17 protein-coding genes are annotated in these 17,679 nt (G+C 51.7%); 7 read left to right on the top strand and 10 right to left on the bottom strand.

Annotated features, from left to right (window positions below; translation table 11 throughout):
- Nucleotides 1-14: 14 nt before the first annotated feature.
- Both H8S44_RS12205 and H8S44_RS12200 read right to left on the bottom strand, forming a co-directional pair.
- Entirely contained in the window at nt 15-722 is a 708-nt protein-coding gene (locus tag H8S44_RS12205; protein WP_055228676.1) for a hypothetical protein, read from the bottom strand.
- Nucleotides 723-732: 10 nt separating this feature from the next.
- Complete coding sequence (locus H8S44_RS12200; RefSeq protein ID WP_033121508.1) at nt 733-1,839, bottom strand: DUF6076 domain-containing protein; 1,107 nt, start codon at nt 1,837-1,839, stop codon at nt 733-735.
- 222 nt (nt 1,840-2,061) lie between these two features.
- Here H8S44_RS12200 and H8S44_RS12195 point away from each other — a divergent pair, with 222 nt between their 5' ends.
- From H8S44_RS12195 to H8S44_RS12165, 7 genes are all read left to right on the top strand, one after another.
- Nucleotides 2,062-2,682, top strand: coding sequence for a CHC2 zinc finger domain-containing protein (locus tag H8S44_RS12195; protein WP_033121509.1), 621 nt, complete (start codon nt 2,062-2,064; stop codon nt 2,680-2,682).
- A gap of 1 nt (nt 2,683) precedes the next feature.
- Complete coding sequence (locus tag H8S44_RS12190) at nt 2,684-4,030, top strand: DNA primase family protein (protein ID WP_117347204.1); 1,347 nt, start codon at nt 2,684-2,686, stop codon at nt 4,028-4,030.
- Nucleotides 4,031-4,430: 400 nt separating this feature from the next.
- Nucleotides 4,431-4,646 (top strand): type 2 periplasmic-binding domain-containing protein, encoded by a 216-nt coding sequence (locus H8S44_RS12185; protein WP_055228675.1) that lies wholly within the window; start codon nt 4,431-4,433, stop codon nt 4,644-4,646.
- A 69-nt stretch (nt 4,647-4,715) separates the two neighbouring features.
- Nucleotides 4,716-4,904, top strand: a complete 189-nt coding sequence (locus H8S44_RS12180) for a hypothetical protein (RefSeq protein WP_117856474.1) — start codon at nt 4,716-4,718, stop codon at nt 4,902-4,904.
- Nucleotides 4,905-4,992: 88 nt separating this feature from the next.
- Nucleotides 4,993-6,282 carry a plasmid recombination protein gene (locus tag H8S44_RS12175; protein ID WP_033121833.1) on the top strand — a complete coding sequence of 430 codons (1,290 nt, stop codon included), beginning with the start codon at nt 4,993-4,995 and terminating at the stop codon, nt 6,280-6,282.
- A gap of 18 nt (nt 6,283-6,300) precedes the next feature.
- Nucleotides 6,301-6,603 (top strand): hypothetical protein, encoded by a 303-nt coding sequence (locus tag H8S44_RS12170; RefSeq protein ID WP_033121834.1) that lies wholly within the window; start codon nt 6,301-6,303, stop codon nt 6,601-6,603.
- An 80-nt stretch (nt 6,604-6,683) separates the two neighbouring features.
- Nucleotides 6,684-8,330, top strand: coding sequence for a recombinase family protein (locus H8S44_RS12165; protein ID WP_199572093.1), 1,647 nt, complete (start codon nt 6,684-6,686; stop codon nt 8,328-8,330).
- 81 nt (nt 8,331-8,411) lie between these two features.
- Here the strand turns inward: H8S44_RS12165 and H8S44_RS12160 are convergent, their stop codons facing one another.
- The 8 genes from H8S44_RS12160 to H8S44_RS12125 form a co-directional block, all read right to left on the bottom strand.
- The gene (locus H8S44_RS12160) at nt 8,412-9,239 is read right to left on the bottom strand and encodes a BtpA/SgcQ family protein (protein WP_186873706.1); all 828 of its coding nucleotides are present in this window, start codon (nt 9,237-9,239) and stop codon (nt 8,412-8,414) included.
- Nucleotide 9,240: 1 nt separating this feature from the next.
- Nucleotides 9,241-10,305, bottom strand: a complete 1,065-nt coding sequence (locus tag H8S44_RS12155; protein WP_207726275.1) for a DUF4432 family protein — start codon at nt 10,303-10,305, stop codon at nt 9,241-9,243.
- 59 nt (nt 10,306-10,364) lie between these two features.
- Nucleotides 10,365-10,850, bottom strand: coding sequence for a deoxycytidylate deaminase (locus tag H8S44_RS12150; RefSeq protein ID WP_186873704.1), 486 nt, complete (start codon nt 10,848-10,850; stop codon nt 10,365-10,367).
- A gap of 10 nt (nt 10,851-10,860) precedes the next feature.
- The gene (upp, locus tag H8S44_RS12145; protein WP_186873703.1) at nt 10,861-11,490 is read right to left on the bottom strand and encodes a uracil phosphoribosyltransferase; all 630 of its coding nucleotides are present in this window, start codon (nt 11,488-11,490) and stop codon (nt 10,861-10,863) included.
- 14 nt (nt 11,491-11,504) lie between these two features.
- Nucleotides 11,505-11,936: a ribose 5-phosphate isomerase B gene (rpiB, locus tag H8S44_RS12140; protein WP_186873702.1), complete on the bottom strand. Its 432-nt coding sequence runs from the start codon at nt 11,934-11,936 to the stop codon at nt 11,505-11,507.
- 73 nt (nt 11,937-12,009) lie between these two features.
- Nucleotides 12,010-12,774, bottom strand: coding sequence for an N-acetylmuramoyl-L-alanine amidase (locus H8S44_RS12135; protein ID WP_243167604.1), 765 nt, complete (start codon nt 12,772-12,774; stop codon nt 12,010-12,012).
- Nucleotides 12,775-12,837: 63 nt separating this feature from the next.
- Nucleotides 12,838-15,033 carry a YhgE/Pip domain-containing protein gene (locus tag H8S44_RS12130; RefSeq protein WP_186873701.1) on the bottom strand — a complete coding sequence of 732 codons (2,196 nt, stop codon included), beginning with the start codon at nt 15,031-15,033 and terminating at the stop codon, nt 12,838-12,840.
- Entirely contained in the window at nt 15,030-17,627 is a 2,598-nt protein-coding gene (locus H8S44_RS12125; RefSeq protein WP_186873700.1) for a YhgE/Pip domain-containing protein, read from the bottom strand. The genes H8S44_RS12130 and H8S44_RS12125 overlap by 4 nt, the downstream gene beginning before the upstream one ends.
- Nucleotides 17,628-17,679 lie beyond the last annotated feature (52 nt).

Below are 17,679 nucleotides of genomic sequence, written 5' to 3'. Positions count from 1 at the left end.
ATCAGCGGGAATAATTAACCATAATTCCAAGTTTGTCTTGCAGCATTTATATTATCCAGAAGAACAGATGCAGGATTTGCCTCGTAATAGTACGTGCTCATATCCAAAATGCCTTCTTCCATTTCACCCCACTCTGCTGTGCGAGAAACAAAGATTCTATTATATACACACCAATCGCATGTGGTGGTGAAAGCAGCAATATCTGCAAAGTCTTTTGGAAATACAATTCTTCTTCCATTTGATGTTGGCTTAAGATAGTTCTCCATTATTTCTTTGAAATTCTTCAGATCATAATCCGTAGCGTTTTCCAAAGCTTTACAGACAATCAATTCTTCGTGCGTGAATTCTGTAAGTGTTTCTAAATGGTTTGCAAGAATTAGACCATAAATAACGCAAACCTTTGGGCATTCTGCATTTACGGTTTGTTTGAACAGATTGGCTACGATAATAGCCTTTTCCGGGCTGGAGTTTACATAGTTGTAAAGCTCGTTCAATCTTCTTTCGAGATTAAAGCCAGATGCAAGACCGTTCAGTAGATGGCCGAGTTTGAAGGTATTGTATTCAGATAGAAGATCATTTCCTATTCCGCCTACAATTCCCGCAACTGGGTTTACTACGCCCAACACACCAATAGAGCCAGAACGGATTATTTTGGTCATAGGATTGTCCATAACCCGGCTAAGCGCATTCCCAATATCAGTTAAATCATATTTCTGTGCCATTACATATTCCTCATTTCGTCCGTAATTTTGCTTCTTTCTTCAAAGCAGCCTGTCCCATCTCTTTTTCGTAATCACCTTTGGCATAGGCGACATTGCTCAGCGCTCGAAGCATTTTATCCTTTGCCAGCTTTTTCATAACCTCTGCAAGATCAGCGTCCAGAGTACCACGCTTCACATAGCGGTTTATGGTGTTCAGCCGTTTCTCATAAATCTGTTTCACCGGATGATCGTCCGCAAGCTCCCGTTGTTCTCTGCCTTTCAGGTTGCCGATCTGTCGGCAAGTGCGGTGCAGCTTGTCCCCCGGTGCATAGCCGCCGCAGTATTTGGTGTGCCTTGCGTTGGTGGTGAGGAACCACTTGCCGCAGATTTTGCATTTTTTCGGGGCATGACCAACACATAAGCCCTCAAAAAGATCAGACCGGAACATCCCTACAAAGGATACATAGTGCATCCGCTTGACCAGCTTCGCAACTTTTTCGCCGGGACGGATGACCGATATATACTGAACGGAATTATTCAAAGTAGACATCCAGGCATTGCCCTCCGTGATAGAGAACTCCGGCGGAAAATAGTCGCCGAACATTTTTGCAAAACCCTCTGCGGTGCGTTCTGCTTCATTGCCGTCTGATTTTTCTGCAAAATCAAGCATGGCCGTTTGGTATTCCCCAAGGGAGTATGCCAGATGCCCGAAAACTGCGGTATAGCGTTGGAGCATCATCGCATCGGCAAAGTTCTGGATTTCTTCAAATTGCAAAGAATTGGTTGCGGCTTTTATGGCAAACTCCACATATTTCAGCGCATTGTCCACAGTAAAGACTTTTTCAATCCGTTCTCTGTGCTTTGAGATATTCATATAGGAGAACGGCGGTGTTTGACTGAGAATATCAAGCATCGTCAGAGCAGCTTCCGTTGCAATAGGACAGAGTGCAGAAGCATCCTGTCCGGCGTTTAATATTCCAAGCAGCAGATTGATTTTCTCGCATTGCTCGTTCATCTTTGCGATGGTATCCGCAGGGACATTCAGCGCATCACAGGCAAGAGCGCCGACAGGAAGTGTTTTTCCCTCATATATGACCGTATCCTGCCAAAAATCCAATGTCATCAGTTCTTGGTTCATGCTTGCCCCTCCTGTCCTGTTTTTTCATTTTCTTAATTCTATCATGCTAATGTAAAGAAATCTACATCTATCCATAAGTTGTCCTGTTTTTTGAAACGGGGTTGTCCTCCGATTAGCCTGTTTTTTGAAAAATCCGGCATAACCATAGTAGAAGGAGCCAAACCCCTGCCAATCACGGCGGGTGTTTCGTGCTTTCTAAATACTATGAACGGAGGTTTTTCTATGACAATCTATGAAATCATCAAGGCGGCAATCAGCGTAAAGCAAGCCGCAAAACACTACGGGCTGAATGTCAACCGCAATGGTATGGCTTGCTGCCCGTTCCACAACGACAGGCATCCGAGCTTGAAGCTGAACGAGGATTATTTCTTCTGCTTCGGCTGCGGAGCCAAGGGGGATGTAATCGACCTTGTGGCAAGACTGTTCGATCTGAGCAGTTATGAAGCAGCGCAAAAGCTGGCTGCGGACTTCGGGCTTGACCCGAAACCGCCCACTGCCGCAGCTATGGTCAAGCCAAAGCGTCCCTATATCCGTCAGTTCCGGGAGAATGAAATGCTGTGTTTCCGGGTGCTGACGGATTATCTGCATCTGCTGGAAGATTGGAAAATACGATACGCACCCAAGACACCGGAAGATGCTCTGGATGACCGTTTTGTGGAAGCCTGCCAGATGCACTGCTATATCGAATATATGGCAGATGTGCTGACGGTGGGTGATCTGGAAGAACGGGTGGCATTGGTGGACAAGCTGATGCAGGACGACAAAATTGCTTTTCTGCAAGAGTATACCGCACGAAAGAAAAAGGAGGTGGCGCACCGTGGCGAAGAACCGGAAAACGCCTAATATGAATTTTCCTGTCTGGTTTGACGGGCAGAACATCAACGAAGCTCTGTTTTGTGAAGAATTTCTGCATGAGCGCAGAATCATCTTCGCAAACGGAGCTTTTTTCACGCCCGATGGTCGAGTGACGGATGACCTTCCTCTGCGTGGGGAGATTTACGACAAGCTGAAATTTTGTGCCGTGAACAACATCCCACGGAAGATCACCAACATTCTGGAAGTGCTGAAACTGGAAGCGCAGGTGTCTGACTTCCCTCCGGAGCAGGATCGCATCCATGTTGCCAACGGTACGCTGCTCTTGAACGGCACTTTCACCGAAGGCAGACCGGCTATCGTGCGAAGCCGTCTGCCTGTCGGCTATAATCCCGATGCTCCTGCACCGGTGATCTGGCTGAACTTTCTGGATGGGTTGCTTTACGCCGAGGACATTCCAACTTTGCAGGAGTTTATCGGCTATTGCCTGATTCCCTCCAACAAGGGGCAGCGCATGATGGTGATTAAAGGCAACGGTGGCGAGGGTAAATCTCAAATCGGTGCGGTGCTGTCCACCATCTTCGGCACGAATATGAAAGACGGCAGCATCGGGAAGATTTCTGAAAACCGTTTTGCCCGTGCCGATCTGGAACACATCCTGCTGTGCGTGGATGATGATATGCGGATGGAAGCTCTGCGTCAGACCAACTATGTAAAATCCATCGTGACTGCACAGGGCAAAATGGACTTGGAACGCAAGGGCAAGCAGAGTTATCAGGGCTGGATGTTTGCCCGGTTGCTGGCATTCAGCAATGGTGATCTGCAAGCCCTATATGATCGCAGCGATGGTTTTTACCGCAGACAGCTTGTGCTGACCACCAAAGAAAAGCCCATGGACAGAGCCGATGATCCTGACCTTGCAGAGAAGATGAAAGCTGAAGCCGAGGGTATCTTCCTGTGGGCATTTGAAGGCTTACAGCGGCTTGTTGCCAACAACTTTAAGTTTACGGAGAGTGACCGTATCCGGAAAAACCGGGAAGCGGTCAAGCGTGACAACAACAATATCTTTGATTTCATGGAGTCGGAGGGATACATCCGATTGAAAGCGGATGCTTCCATCAGCTCTAAGGATTTCTATGAAATCTACCGGATGTGGTGTGAGGAAAACTCCCTTGCACCGCTGAAAGCCCGTAGCTTCAGCGATGCCATGATTGCCAATGCCGGGAGATTCAATCTGGAGCATTGCAACAACATCACCAACTCTGCCGGACGGCGGGTGTGGGGCTTTATGGGCGTGGAAGCTGTGGCAAGACCTCATATAAATGGATTTTACGATGTTTCGCCGTGTACGTACGTACCGGAGGACTGGCGGGATTGATTTTGCCAGTCATGCTCTGTACGTATGTACGCAGCATTTACCCCTGTTTTCTTCCGTTATAGGAAACAGCAGCTTTCAAAGCTGACCTGTTTTCGGGCATTAAAAATCAATGGTAATGGAAACAGCAAAGTTTTTGACCGCAGGACGAAACTATTTCACGAAATCGTGCTTCTCTGAACCGTGTACCCTGTTCACGGAACAATGGGTGTTTTCACTGTTCCAGACCAAACCACACAAAACGGCAAAGTGGGATATGGTCATATATGGACAGGACATCACAAGCGAAATTCTGAACGGATTTCGGAGATTGCAGATTTTTCACTGTTCGGTGCATCCACTCCACCTTGGAGCGCAGAGGTTGCACCGACACATGAACTGAATTATGGAGGATTTTATCAATATGAATATACGCAACGAAATAAAGGCACAGATCATCCGTGCCGGGATGACCATGCAGGAAGTTGTTGACCTGCTCTCGGACGAGTACGGATGGAGCGACAGCGTTTCCAACCTGTCCGCAAAATTACAGCGGGAAAGTATACGATACAAGGAAGTATTGGAGCTTGCCGCTGTGCTTGGTTACGACATCGTATGGCAGAAAAGACGGGAGAAGTGATACCCCGGCAACAGCCCTCCGCATCTCCCGTCCCCATAGGCGCACCGCAGTGCTGCCCATGGACAGGCAGTGAAAGATACGGTTTTCGCTGCCATCGTCTGCAAGAAATGTTCCGCAGAACAGCTTCATGCAGACGGGCTGACCAAGGTAAAAGGCGCAGACATTTTGCCTTGGTCAGCAGAGGTCACCGCAGTGACCGCATTCCCCCTCGGGAGAGCCCTCGGAGAGCCCACGGCACTTTGTAGCCAGCATGGATGAAAGTGTAATAGTGGGTTATTACACTTTGAAAAAGTGCCGTTCCTCAGCCCTCCGCTGTCTGCAAATCTTAAAGAAAGGACAAAAATCTATGGCAAGAAATGATGGAATTGATCGTACCTTAGCCAGAAATCAGGACTTGGAAACTCCGGATGATGTGACAAAAGTACAGGAACACAATGAGCGTGAAAAAGACCGTTATTCCAATGTGGACATCGTGCCGGAACGTACTGCGCTGAATGTTCACTTCAAGTCTCCCACTGACGATTATGTAAAAATGTTTGAGCAGATGGAGCAGGACAAGATCATCTCCACCAGAGGGCTGAAACCGGATGCCGTCAAATATGGCGAGTTGGTTTTCGATGTGAACTCCGCTTATTTCTACAACCACGGCGGCTATGAGTTTGCAAAACAGTTTTATGCCGATGCCTATAAAGCCGCCGTGGAGATCGTGGGCGGTGAGCAGTATATCCTCTCCGCTGTAATGCATGCCGACGAGCGCAACCGGGCAATGTCGGAAGCTCTGGGTGAGGATGTGTACCACTATCACCTTCATGTGGTTTATATCCCGGTGGTGGAGAAACAAATCCTGTGGTCGAAGCGATGCAAGGATGAATCCCTCCGGGGAACGGTAAAGGAAACGATCACACAGGTCAGCCGCAGTAAGAAGTGGGAATCCAAACCCGTTCTTGATGAAAACGGAAATCCTATGTTGAACGCAAAAGGGAAAAAGATTTTGAAGTCGTCCTACAGTGTGCTGCAGGATGACTTTTTCAATTTCATGCGAAACGCTGGTTATACCGATGTAGAGCGTGGAGAATGTGGCAGCACCGAAGAACATCTGACGGTGACACAGTTCAAGGTACAGGCCGAACAGCAGCGTTTGGAAGCTGTGACCGGACAGGTGGCACAGGCCGAGCAGAGCTTAGCGGATGCCAAAGCTGCCACGGAGAAGCAGAAAAAGAAACTGGAAGCTCTGAAAAAGGAAACTCAGGCTGCTAAGTCTGTTGCTATGACTGCACATGAGATTGAGTCGATGGGCAAGAAAAATCCCATTACGGGAAATGTTACCATGACGGCGGATGAGTGCCGCACGCTAAAGGATTATGCGGTCAGCAGCTTTGCGGAAAAGTCTGAGAAGCTGAAATACAAGCAGAAATTCGAGCAGGCAGATAAAAACGCAAAGATATGGAAAGACCGTTTTGAAAAACTGAACAAAGACTATGAGGAGCTGAAACAAAAAGCCCAGCCTTTCCTGGATGCGATTGAGATTGCATCTGAAAAGGTCTGGGCTTTTATCAATGCCATCCTCGCCAGGGGAAAGGAACTGTATGAACACAAACACCCTGCCCGCAATCGTGGACAGGACATGGAAATTTAAGAAAGGAACTATTTGCCTATGAAGAAAACCGTAGATGAAATTAACAAGATGATTATGGAAGATGCCCCGATGGAAGAAATCAACGATGCCATCGGCTATATTGATATTTGCTCCTGCTTCGATCCGATTTTTGAGCCGCCTATTGATTTTCTGGAAGAATGCCGCAAGCGTTGGGAAGCGGCACAGTCCTCTTTCTGCAAAACCATTGAGTGCAAGATCGGAAACACATGGTATGTGATTGAAACGGAGTGTGATGGAAATGAGCCACTTACCGACAAGGTAAAACGGCTCATTTTTTCTGACAAGGGGGTGATTTGTTAATGACTGCGACACAAAAGCATGATATAATTCCAATATGCACAACGGTACTGTCGGCTGACCAACCACCGAAGGAGGATATTATGTTGGATCAGCAGAAAATTACCATTCTCTATTGCCGTCTGAGCAACGAGGATGCCCAGGAAGGCGAGAGTAACAGTATCGCAAATCAGAGAGAGTATTTAACCCGATATGCCCGTGACCACGGGTATACAAACCTGAAAATTCTGGTGGATGACGGCTATACGGGGACGAACTTCAATCGTCCCGGTGTGCAGGAAGGCTTTGAGCTTGTCAAGCAGGGGCTTGTGGGCTGCTGGCTGGTCAAAGACCTCAGCCGCTTTGGTCGTGACTATCTGACTGTTGGACAATATACGGATATTATCTTTCCGAGTTATGATGTCCGCTTTATCGCTATAAATGATGGCGTAGACAGCAACCGGGGAGACAGCGAGGGCTTCGCCGCAATCCGTAATCTGTTCAACGAGTGGTATCCCCGTGATACCAGCAAGAAAGTCCGTGTCAGTTTGCGGCAGAGAGGAACCAGTGGGAAGCACATGGGCAAACCGCCCTACGGATACCGCTGTGACCCGGAGGACAAGGATCACTGGATTCTGGATGAAGAAGCGGCTCCGGTAGTCAAGCTCATCTTCGACCTTTGCATTGACGGCAAAGGCCCGGAGCAGATTGCAAGGATTCTGGAAGAAAAGCAGATTATGACCGCAAAGGCACTCTATGCCAAGCGAAAGAAAAAGCCGATGCCGGAAAGACCGTACCACTGGGGCAACCAGTCCATTGCAGGGATTTTGGAACGGCAGGAGTACACAGGCTGTACCTGCAACTTCAAGACTTATTCCAAGTCCTACAAGCTGAAAAAGCGGATTCCCAATGAGCCGGAGAATATGTTTTATCTGCCGGACACACAGGAAGCGATTGTATCTCAGGCACAGTTTGACAGGGTGCAGGAACTGAGGAAAAACAAACGCCGCCCCGCAAAAGCGGAACGGCAGGGATTGTTCTCCGGGCTTCTGTTTTGTGCCGATTGCGGCGGCAAGCTCCACTTTGCCACAAGCAAAAGCTTTGAGGGCAAGCAGGATCACTACGTCTGCAACAACTACAAGAGCAACCGTGGTACTTGTACTGCCCACTATATCCGGGAAGATGTGCTTCGTGAAATCGTTCTGGAACGCATCCGGGCAGTCAATGAGTATATCCGAAGCGATGTGGACGGTTTTCAGGAGGAATGGCTGCAATGCCGCAGGACTGACCAGGAGCGCAGCATCCGGGATGACAAAAAGAAGCTGGAACAGGCAAAGAAACGCCTTGCCGATCTGGATGTCATCATCGCCCGGCTGTACGAGGACTATGTTCTTGGAAATCTCAATCAGGACAGATACAGAAAGATGTCTGCGGACTATGAAGCGGAGCAGGAACGGTTAAAGCTCGAAATTGAAGTTATCGAAGAATGGGTGGAACAGCGGGAAGAAATGAACGACGGTCTGGATGCCTTTATCGCCCTGACACAGAAATATGTGGATGTGGAGGAGCTGACACAGACCATCGTGAACGAGTATATCAAGAAAATCATCGTCTATGCCCCGGACAAATCCAGCGGCAAGCGCAAGCAGAAAGTGAAGATTTTCTTCAACTTCGTGGACGATGTAGATATTCCCGTTATTTCCGAGCCTATCATCACGCAAACAACCTATGAACACAGAAAAACGGCGTGACCTTCGGGTCACACCGTTCTCTGCGACAAAATAGTTACTTGTCACTATTAAGCCTTCCGCTTCCGCCTCTTTTTATGCGCCTTACAGCTCTTTCCGCAGACGCTCCACTTCCTGCATAAACGCTCTGGTCCGTTTGGGATCCACCGGGTTCTTCCAGTTTCCTCCTTCCTTGAAGTAGCTTCCCACGATGGCGCCGTCGGCGCAGCCTAAAAGCTCCGCGGCATTCTCTGTGGTCAGTCCGCTTCCCAGCAGAATGGGCAGGCCCACCTTCTTCTTGCACTCCTGTACCTTTTCCACACTGGGCGGCATGCCGGTGTCAAAGCCGGTGACGATGACCGCGTCTCCGTCCTGGGCCTCGATGTCCATGGCCTGCTCCTCCACACTTCTGTCGTGGATGATAAAATGGCTGCCGTGCTTTACGTTCACGTCGCAGAGGAACGCGATCTCCTCGGCCTTCAGATGGCTCCGCATTCTGGCCAGCTCTGCGCCGATGGCCTCGATATAGCCGGACTGGGAGATAAAAGCATTACACCACTCAAAGACGCGCACCCAGCTGGCTCCTCCTGCCACCGCGCAGGCCAGAGCCTTGTCCGCTCCGTTCATGTGACACTCGGCGCCCACCGGAATGGATACCACCTTTTTCACCTCATGGACACCCAGGGCAAGGGCTGCCACGGTCTCCGGACCAATCTTCTCTCCCTGGAGATAGGGGATATCCCACATATTCTCCACCTGTACGCCGTCCACGCCCGCTGCCTCCAGCATCTTCGCCTCTTCCCGGGCCGTCTCCAGGATCTTCTCCATGCCCATGGTGGTCGGATCATAGAGCGGGGATCCCGGCAGGGGCCGCAGATGTACCATGCCGATGATCGGTTTTTTGTTCTTAAAAATCTTATCCAGTCTTTCCATGTCAGTTATTCTCCCCCATAATTTTTTCGATGAGCTGCTGCTTTTCTTCCGCTTCCTCAGCCGTCAGGCTTCCCGCCGTGATCACGGAACGGAATACCTGTCCGCCGGGCAGCTTCCGCACATTGCCCTTTTCCTTTTCCGCCAGATATCCTTCCGGCTCCGCTGTGCCCGGAAGGGCCATTCCCATGGCGTTCCAGTCCTTATGATGTACGATCCAGCGCACGCCGCAGGTCAGCACATCCGCTTTATAGGTGGTATAATCTGCGGTTCCGTCCAGATGACGGTACAAATAGTGGACATAGCCCTTCTCATCCCGGATGGGATTCCGCAGGAACATGACCACTTCCGGATCGTAGAGGTCGTCCTCTGTGATCACCCGTGTGGCTTTTACGTCCTTCTCTACCCGATCCAGCAGTTCCAGGAACTTCGGGTTCACCTCGCTGTACTGGGGCACACTGGTACGGGCCACCATATGATCCGCATCCCAGGGAAGGGTCTGATAAATCTTCGCCCCCTCCTCCACCGCGTTATTAATGTGGCACTGATACATGATATCCATGGGCGCGCTTCCCAGGTTCTCCACCTCCAGAATGATATCCAGCAGGGAAGAGCCCGCATACAGCTTCGTCATGGGTCTGGCCGCGTAGTGATCGCCAAAGGCCTTATTGTACTCATAGAGTCCTGTCACCGCCAGATAGCGTCCCTTCTCGTCGGTGCCGGATACAATAGCCGCCTCGTCATAGGTCACATAGGGAAGCTCCCCGTGATGGGGATGGGTATCCTGCTCCGATGGGCAGCCCATGCGGAGAATACCGCAGTGCATCACATAGCAGCCGTAGGTATCCCGGAACTCCTTACGGAATCTGGGAAAATGGCAGGAATTCTGCATCTTCAGGGAACGGCCGCGGAATACGGCGTCCCACACCATCTGTCCCTGGTAGGGCAGCACGGTAATATAGCCCAGGCTGTTCTCCAGCTTGATTCCGCATACGCCGGATTCAAACCGGAACAGATAGGCCTTCAGCTCCCCATCCTCCAGAAACAGCTGCTCTCTGTCTGAAAACATGTTTTCTCTTAAACGGATTTTCATATTTAGTTTCCTTCTCCCTTTTATCCCCGGCCGGCTTACACCTCCAGGGTAATCTCTCGCCCGGTATGCAGGTACTCTACCAGCTCCACGCCCGCTGCCCGGAACATGCGCTTGGAGGCCAGGGTGGCCGCCGTGTCCGCGTATTTGTCGCAGGCGTAAACCACCGTCTTCAATCCTGCCTGAATGATAGCTTTCGCACATTCATTACAGGGAAAGAGGGCCACGTAGATCTTCGCCCCCTCCAGGCTTCCGCCCCGGTAGTTCAGAATAGCGTTCAGCTCCGCATGGGTCACGAAGGGGTATTTGGTCTCATTGGCGTCCCCGTCCCGCTCCCAGGGAAACTCATCGTCCTCGCATCCCTTGGGAAATCCGTTGTAGCCCATGGACAGAATCTTATTGTCCTGACTCACGATACAGGCCCCCACCTGCGTATTCGGATCCTTGGAACGCATACCGGACAACAGAGCCACGCCCATAAAATATTCATCCCAGCTGATATAGTCCTGTCTCTTACCGCTCATACAGTTCTCCTTATTTGGTTCCGAAGATACGGTCTCCCGCGTCGCCCAGTCCCGGTACGATGTAGCCGTTCTCATTCAGATGATCATCCAGAGCTCCGATGTAGATATCCACATCCGGATGAGCCTCCTGGAGCTTCTTTACACCTTCCGGCGCTGCAATAATACACAGGAAGCGCATATTCTTCACGCCGCGGTTCTTCAGCATCTGAATCGCCGCGATGGCGGATCCGCCGGTAGCCAGCATGGGGTCTACCACGAAAACATCTCTCTCGTCACAGTCCTTGGGGATCTTGCAGTAATACTCGATGGGCTCCAGGGTCTCTTCATTTCTGTACAAACCGATATGGCCCACCTTTGCAGAGGGGATCATGGCCAGAACGCCTTCTACCATGCCCAGACCCGCACGCAGAATCGGGATGACTGCCAGCTTCTTTCCTGCCAGTTCCTTTACGGTGGTCTTGCAGATGGGAGTCTCGATCTCCACGTCCTGCAGCTTCAGATCCTTGGTAGCCTCGTAGGTAATCAGGACGCCGATCTCGCTGATCATATCGCGGAACTCACGGGTTCCTGTTTCCTTCTTGCGGATCACTCCGATCTTGTGCTGAATCAGCGGATGGTCCATTACTACTACTTTTGACATTCTTCTGTTCCTCCTTATAATTCTTCGATCTTCTCGATTCGTCTGATATGACGCTCTCCATTGGAGAACTCGGTGTGCAGGAAGGTATCTACGATCTTCACTGCCAGTCCCGGTCCCAGTACGCGGGCGCCCATAGCCAGAATGTTCGCGTCGTTATGGAGTCTGGTGGCCTCTGCGCTGAAGCAGTCGCTGCACAGTGCCGCGCGGATTCCCTTGTATCTGTTGGCGGAAATGGAGATACCGATGCCGGTTCCGCAGATCAGGATACCCTTCTCACACTCTCCGCTCAGAATCGCCTTTGCCACTGCATGGCCGTAGTCCGGATAGTCCACCGCGTCTGTGCTGAAGGTACCGAAATTCTTGTACTCCAGTCCTTCCTTCTCCAGATATGCGATTACCTCCTGCATCAGCTCATAGCCGCCATGATCACATCCCAGTGCTATCATCTTTTTTCCTCCTGTTATGTTAAATTTGTATTTTTTCATATCATATCATTTTTTTACAGGAAAGGCAACGAATTCAGCGCTCATTCAGATATTTAAGAACTCCCAGATGGACCGCCCACATGAGTTTTTCCTGATACACTTCATCCTGCAGCTTCGCGCACTCCTCCCAGTTGCTTAAGAACCCGCATTCCACGATCACCACCGGCACCTCCGTCTTTTTCAGCAGGTAATAGGTGTCGTTGGCCTTGGCCTTCCGGTGGTTCTCCGGCTCCACCACCCGGACCAGCTCCTTTTGAAGGATCTCCGCCAGCTTCCGGCTCTCTCTGGAGGTCTTATAATAGAAAACCTGGGCCCCGTGGACGGATTCCGCGTGGTAGCTGTTCTGGTGGATGCTCACCACGCAGGCCGGCTGCTCCTGATTGATCATAGCGCAGCGGTTCCGCATATCCTGGGCCTTTTTATTGGCAACGTTCCGGTCGTAGAGGCCTTCGTTATCCTCCCGGGTCATGACCACATCCAGATCCTGCTGCTCCAGAAGCTCCCGGAGACGCAGGGCCATAGCCAGATTCAGTTCCTTTTCCCGGACTCCGTCCACACCGATCTTGCCCGGGTCGTCGCCTCCGTGACCCGCGTCGATGATCACCGTGGCCGGATTCCTGCTCTTCACCCCGGAAGACGCCGCCTCCCGCATTCTCCCGCTGTGCCCGAAGAGCACCGCCGCCGTCAGCACCAGGGCCGCCATTAGAAGTCCCGCCCTCCGTTCTCGGCCGGCCAGCAGGTCCTTCAGGGCGCTGCCCCCGGCGGCAGCCTCCTGCAGTTTTCTTTTCCATACTCTCATAAAAATCCGCCATATCTTTATTGCTAAAGTATATGACGGATTCTTTGCGGTATAAGCATATTTTTACATCATATGAGTGCTTTCCAGATTTTCCTCGAAATGCTCGTTCCACTTGATGATGGGCTTCCTGAGAAGCAGGCCCACCAGCAGGGACGGGATCAGGTAGAGAAGCAGGGTGCCCAGCTGCTCCCAGTAGTAGTTTCCGTAAAAGCCCGCGATGGTCTCCCGCATGGCGTTCATGCTGTAGACGAAGGGCAGGGCGCTGTACAGCTTCCGGAAGAAAGCTGGTGCCAGCTCGATGGGGAAGTTTCCGCCCGTACCGGCCACCTGCAGTACCATCAGAATGACGCTGACGGCCTTTCCGATGTCTCCGAAGGAAACGCACAGGGTATAAATAATATTCACATAGACGATGCTGCTCACCCAGCCAGCCAGCAGGAAGAGCAGGGGGCTCTTGCACTGGATACCCAGGAAATACAGGTCTCCCAGGCAGATCAGGGTGGTCTGGAGCAGTCCCAGAATCAGGAACAGCAGGTATCTTCCCAGATACTTCTGATGCTCTTTTACATTGGTCAGGCCTTCCAGCTCTTTCTTCTTTACGCCTGCCTTCAGCATGGCCGCCATGACGACGCCGCCTACCCAGATGGCCAGGGTGGTGTAGAAGGGAGCCATGGCGGAGCCGTAGTTCTCCACCTCATAGACGTGCTCGGTGGTCAGTTCCACCGGTGTGGACATGAAGGTTCCCACCACGTCCAGATCCTCGTCCAGCAGGGAATCGATGGTATCCAGGCTGTCCCGGCCCTTTTCGTCCCGGAGACGATCCGCCAGGTCGGTCAGATCCGCTGCCGCCCGCTCCAGCAGGTCCCCGGAGTCGGTCAGAGTCTTCTGAAGCCTGGTCAGGTCGGACTGTGCGCCGTCCGCCAGTCCGGTAACGCCGTCGATACCGGCGTCCACGGAATCCATCAGGGTGGATACCTTGGAATGGGTCTTGGATACGGACTTGGACAGATCATCCAGATCCTTTTTTACGTTATCCTCGTAGTCCTTCTGGACGGAGGCTGCATTCTGGGCTGCCTGGGAAACCAGTTTGTCGATCTCCGCCTGGGCAGTGGCCGCGTCGGTGGCCATGGTTGCCAGATCCTGCTCCACCTGGGTCAGGCCCTGCTGCAATACCTTGGCATACTGCAGCATCGTACACAGATCCACATAAAGCGTATTCAGCTGCGCTGACTCTACGATATCCTTATTCGATTCGTCATTTACAATATTGCCAATCTGATTTACGGCTATCTCATATCCCGCTACCAGCTGTGCAGACGTGGCTTTCAGGGTAGCCAGCTCATTCTTCAGGTCCTCGGAGTTGGCCACTGTGGAAATGGCGTTTTTGACCACCTGGGACATCTGGGTATACAGTGCCGTGCTGGACTTCAGCGCGGCGTTCAGGTTGTCTGTGGTGCCCTCCATGGCGCTCTTCACATCCTTGACGGTTCCCTTGACCTCCTTCAGGGAATCCAGGTCGCCGTCAAAGCGTCCCTTGGTATCCTGCAGGAAGGTGGATGTGGTGGACAGCATGCCGTTGGCTGCGGAGGACATATTTTCAAAGGCCCTCACGGTTCCTGCTGCCGCTGTCAGATCGGAAGAAATGTCGTCCAGATTCACCAGCAGGTTGTCTACCAGGTCGGACTGGTCCGCCTCGTCTGCCATATTCACCACGGTTTTCATGGCCTCCAGAGCTGCCTGGGAAATGGCCTTTACGAACTTCTCGCTGACCTCGCCCTTGACCGCGTCGCCCTTCTTCTCGGTTACGATGGAAGCGATGGCATTCTTTTTATCATTGGAATAATACTGAAGCTCCGGGTTTACCAGCTCTTCGTTGACGGAAAACAGGGTCATCATATCGTGGCTGAAGGTCTCCGGAACCACGATGGCCGCATAGTAGCGTCCCGCCTTAGTGCCCTCGACGGCCTCCTCACTGTCGGTAAATACCCAGTCCATGTCGTCGTTCTCATGGAAGTAGGTGAGAATCCGGTCGCCCAGGTTAATATCCACTGCCAGCAGGTCTCCCTGGTATCCGGCGTCGTCGCTGGCCACCGCGATCTTGATGTCCGAAGTATTCTCATAAGGATCCCAGCTGCCGCCGATATTGAACCAGGCATACAGGGTGGGAACCACCAGAATACCGATCATGATAATCAGAGCAATCGTATTATGTGATATTTTCTTTACATCTCTTAAAAAAATCTGCAGGATGTTTCTCATGCTCTTTCCTCCTTCATAGCCGCCAGAAGCTCACTCTCGGAGAGCCCGTCCAGCTGCAGCTGCTTCTGCATGCGCTCATGGTGATATTCCAGCCAGATCAGGTAGAGGGACAGGCCGATGAGGGTCGCGATCCACAGTACCAGATAAATCAGCTTGGATTCCACGCTGAACATCAGAATCAGGAAAATCAGCGGCACCACTGCCATCAGCAGGAAACCGATCCGCTTCCGCCGTTTATAGGTCTTTTCAAACCGCTCCGCGCGCTCCCGGAACTCCTCCCGCATCTGGGGATCTCTCCGCAGAGCCGCCGCGATCAGCTCCGGCGGGCAGTCGTCGGTCTTGTTATTCTCTTCATAAATGATCAAATCTGCCTCTTTCAGCTTCCGGTCAAACATGGCGTTCAGATTCAGCAGCATCGGTCTTAACACCAGTCCGATGAGCAGGGCCAGAAGCAGGTAGGCTGCCAGAATCCCCATATCCTTCAGATAGGTATTGTAATACAGGCCTCCGATGGCCTCACGCATGGCTCCGTTACTGTAGGTAAAGGGCATCAGACGGTAGATGGCCTGATAGAAGCCGCCCATCATCTCCACCGGGAAGGTTCCTGTGGATCCCGGAATCTGGATGATAACCAGGAACACGAAGATAGCCCGGCCGATATGCTTAAAGGCTGCCGTAATAGCGTAAATCAGATTCAGGTATACGAAGCCCGCCACCACGCCGGTCAGGATAAAGAGACCCGGGTGGACACACTGTACCTTCAGAAGATACAGGTCGCCCAGACACACGATCAGGGACTGAATCACAGACAGGAGGATGAAAATCATCTGCCGTCCGAAGTAAGCCTGACGGAGGGTAAACTTCTTCACCTTCTCGTCCTCGTCCACTTCCTGTTTCATGATGGCGATGAGCACCATGCCGCCTACCCAGAGGGCCAGATTCGTATAGAAGGGCGTCATGCCGGAGCCATAGTCCTCCATCTCATAGAAGGTGGTGCTGTTCAGCTGGATGGGAGAGGTCATAAATTTGGAAACCGCGTCCGGATTGATATCCTGCAGATCCAGAATCTCCTGGTAAGCATCGGAAGCCCGCAGGGTCTCCAGATCGCTCTGAAGGCCGGCCAGACGCTCATCCACCAGGGACAGGGAATTTCCTGTCTGCTTCAGGGCCTCGGAACCGGAGGTCAGGCTGGCGTCCAGTTCATTCAGAAGGCCCTTCATCTGGTCTGCAGTGGCTGCCACATCCTTCAGGGTGGTCTTCATATCGCCTGTGAGACCGGACACCGTATCCAGTGAGGAGCTGAGACCCGGCATCAGATTCTGGTTCAGGCCGCTTCTCAAATCCCGCAGAGTGGTCTTTCCCTGGGCCAGCAGCTTTTCGGAGTCCTTCCGGGTGGTGCTCATATCAGTCATGATATGATTCAGGGTTCCGGTGCTTCCCTGCATTTCCTCGATCTGGGTTAAAACATCCCCGTTCTGCTTTTGCAGGCCTTCAAGGGCGGTTTTGGATTCTGTAAGCTGTTTGATAACTTCCTGTATCTGATAAAGCGTTGCCTGATCCGGAGTCGGCTGACTCTGAAGATTTTGCAGCTTCGCCTTAAATGCCGCAATCGTATCATCCAAAGCCTGAATGGAATTACTGCTGTCCGTCTTAATACTCTCCGCAGTCCTCTTTAACGCCCCCATCAGCGTATTCATCTGCTGGGCCGTGGTCTCCAGACCACCCAGATTCTTGCTGGCCGTGGTCTGAATATCTGTCAGCAGCGTCTCTCCGTCGCTCATGCTCTGGTCGAAGGTCGCTCCGAAAGCTCGGACATTTTTCCGGCTGCTCTTAATCAACTCCTTGGCTTCCTTGAAGGACTTGCTGCCGGAGTTGGCTGCGGAGATGGCCTGATCCAGAGTGGTCTGGGTGTGGGCGATCTGGGCACTGCTCTTGGCGATGGTGGATTCCACATTTGCCAGCACGGTCTGATAGTCCTGGAAGTTCTTGCGGGCGTCGGCGATCATGCTCAGAATATTATCATTGGTGGTCTCCAGATCGTCCGCCAGGCTGCCGCCCACGCTCTGAAGCTCCTCGGCGATGGCCTCGGAAGCCACCTTGTAGAACTCTTCCTCGATCTTATTCTGAACGGTGGTGGAACCCGTGTTTGTGATCTTGGGCGCTACCGCGTTCCGTTTCTCGTTTACATAATATTTAATCTCCGGACTTCCGAGGGTTCCGTCTTCTATCTGCAGCAAATCTGCACTGAAGGTCTCCGGTATTACGATGGCGGCGTAGTATTTTCCTGATTTTACGCCGTTTACCGCATCCTCCTCGTCCGTGAATACCCAGCCCAGGTCGTCGTTTTCTTCCATCTGGTCCAGAATCTGCCGGCCTGCGTCCAAGGTTCTCTTTTTGTTCTCTGCCCCCACGTCGTTATTTGCCACAGCCACCTTGATATTTGCTGTGTTTCCGTAAGGATCCCGGTTTGCCGCGATATTAAACCAGGCGTACAGCGCCGGAATAATACACATGCCCACGGCTACGATGATAGCCGCCGGTGTTTTCCTCAACCGGCAGAGATCTCTTTTGAAAATCTCCATTACCTTCTTCATAGAAATCATTTCCTCCTCAGAAATATCCTTAGATTATTTCATTGATCTTTAC

The sequence above is a fragment of the Anaerosacchariphilus hominis genome, assembly GCF_014290175.1.
Classification (GTDB): Bacteria; Bacillota; Clostridia; order Lachnospirales; family Lachnospiraceae; genus Laedolimicola; species Laedolimicola hominis.
Note: the sequence above shows the minus strand (reverse complement) of the source record. Positions and strands in the feature narration are given on the sequence as shown.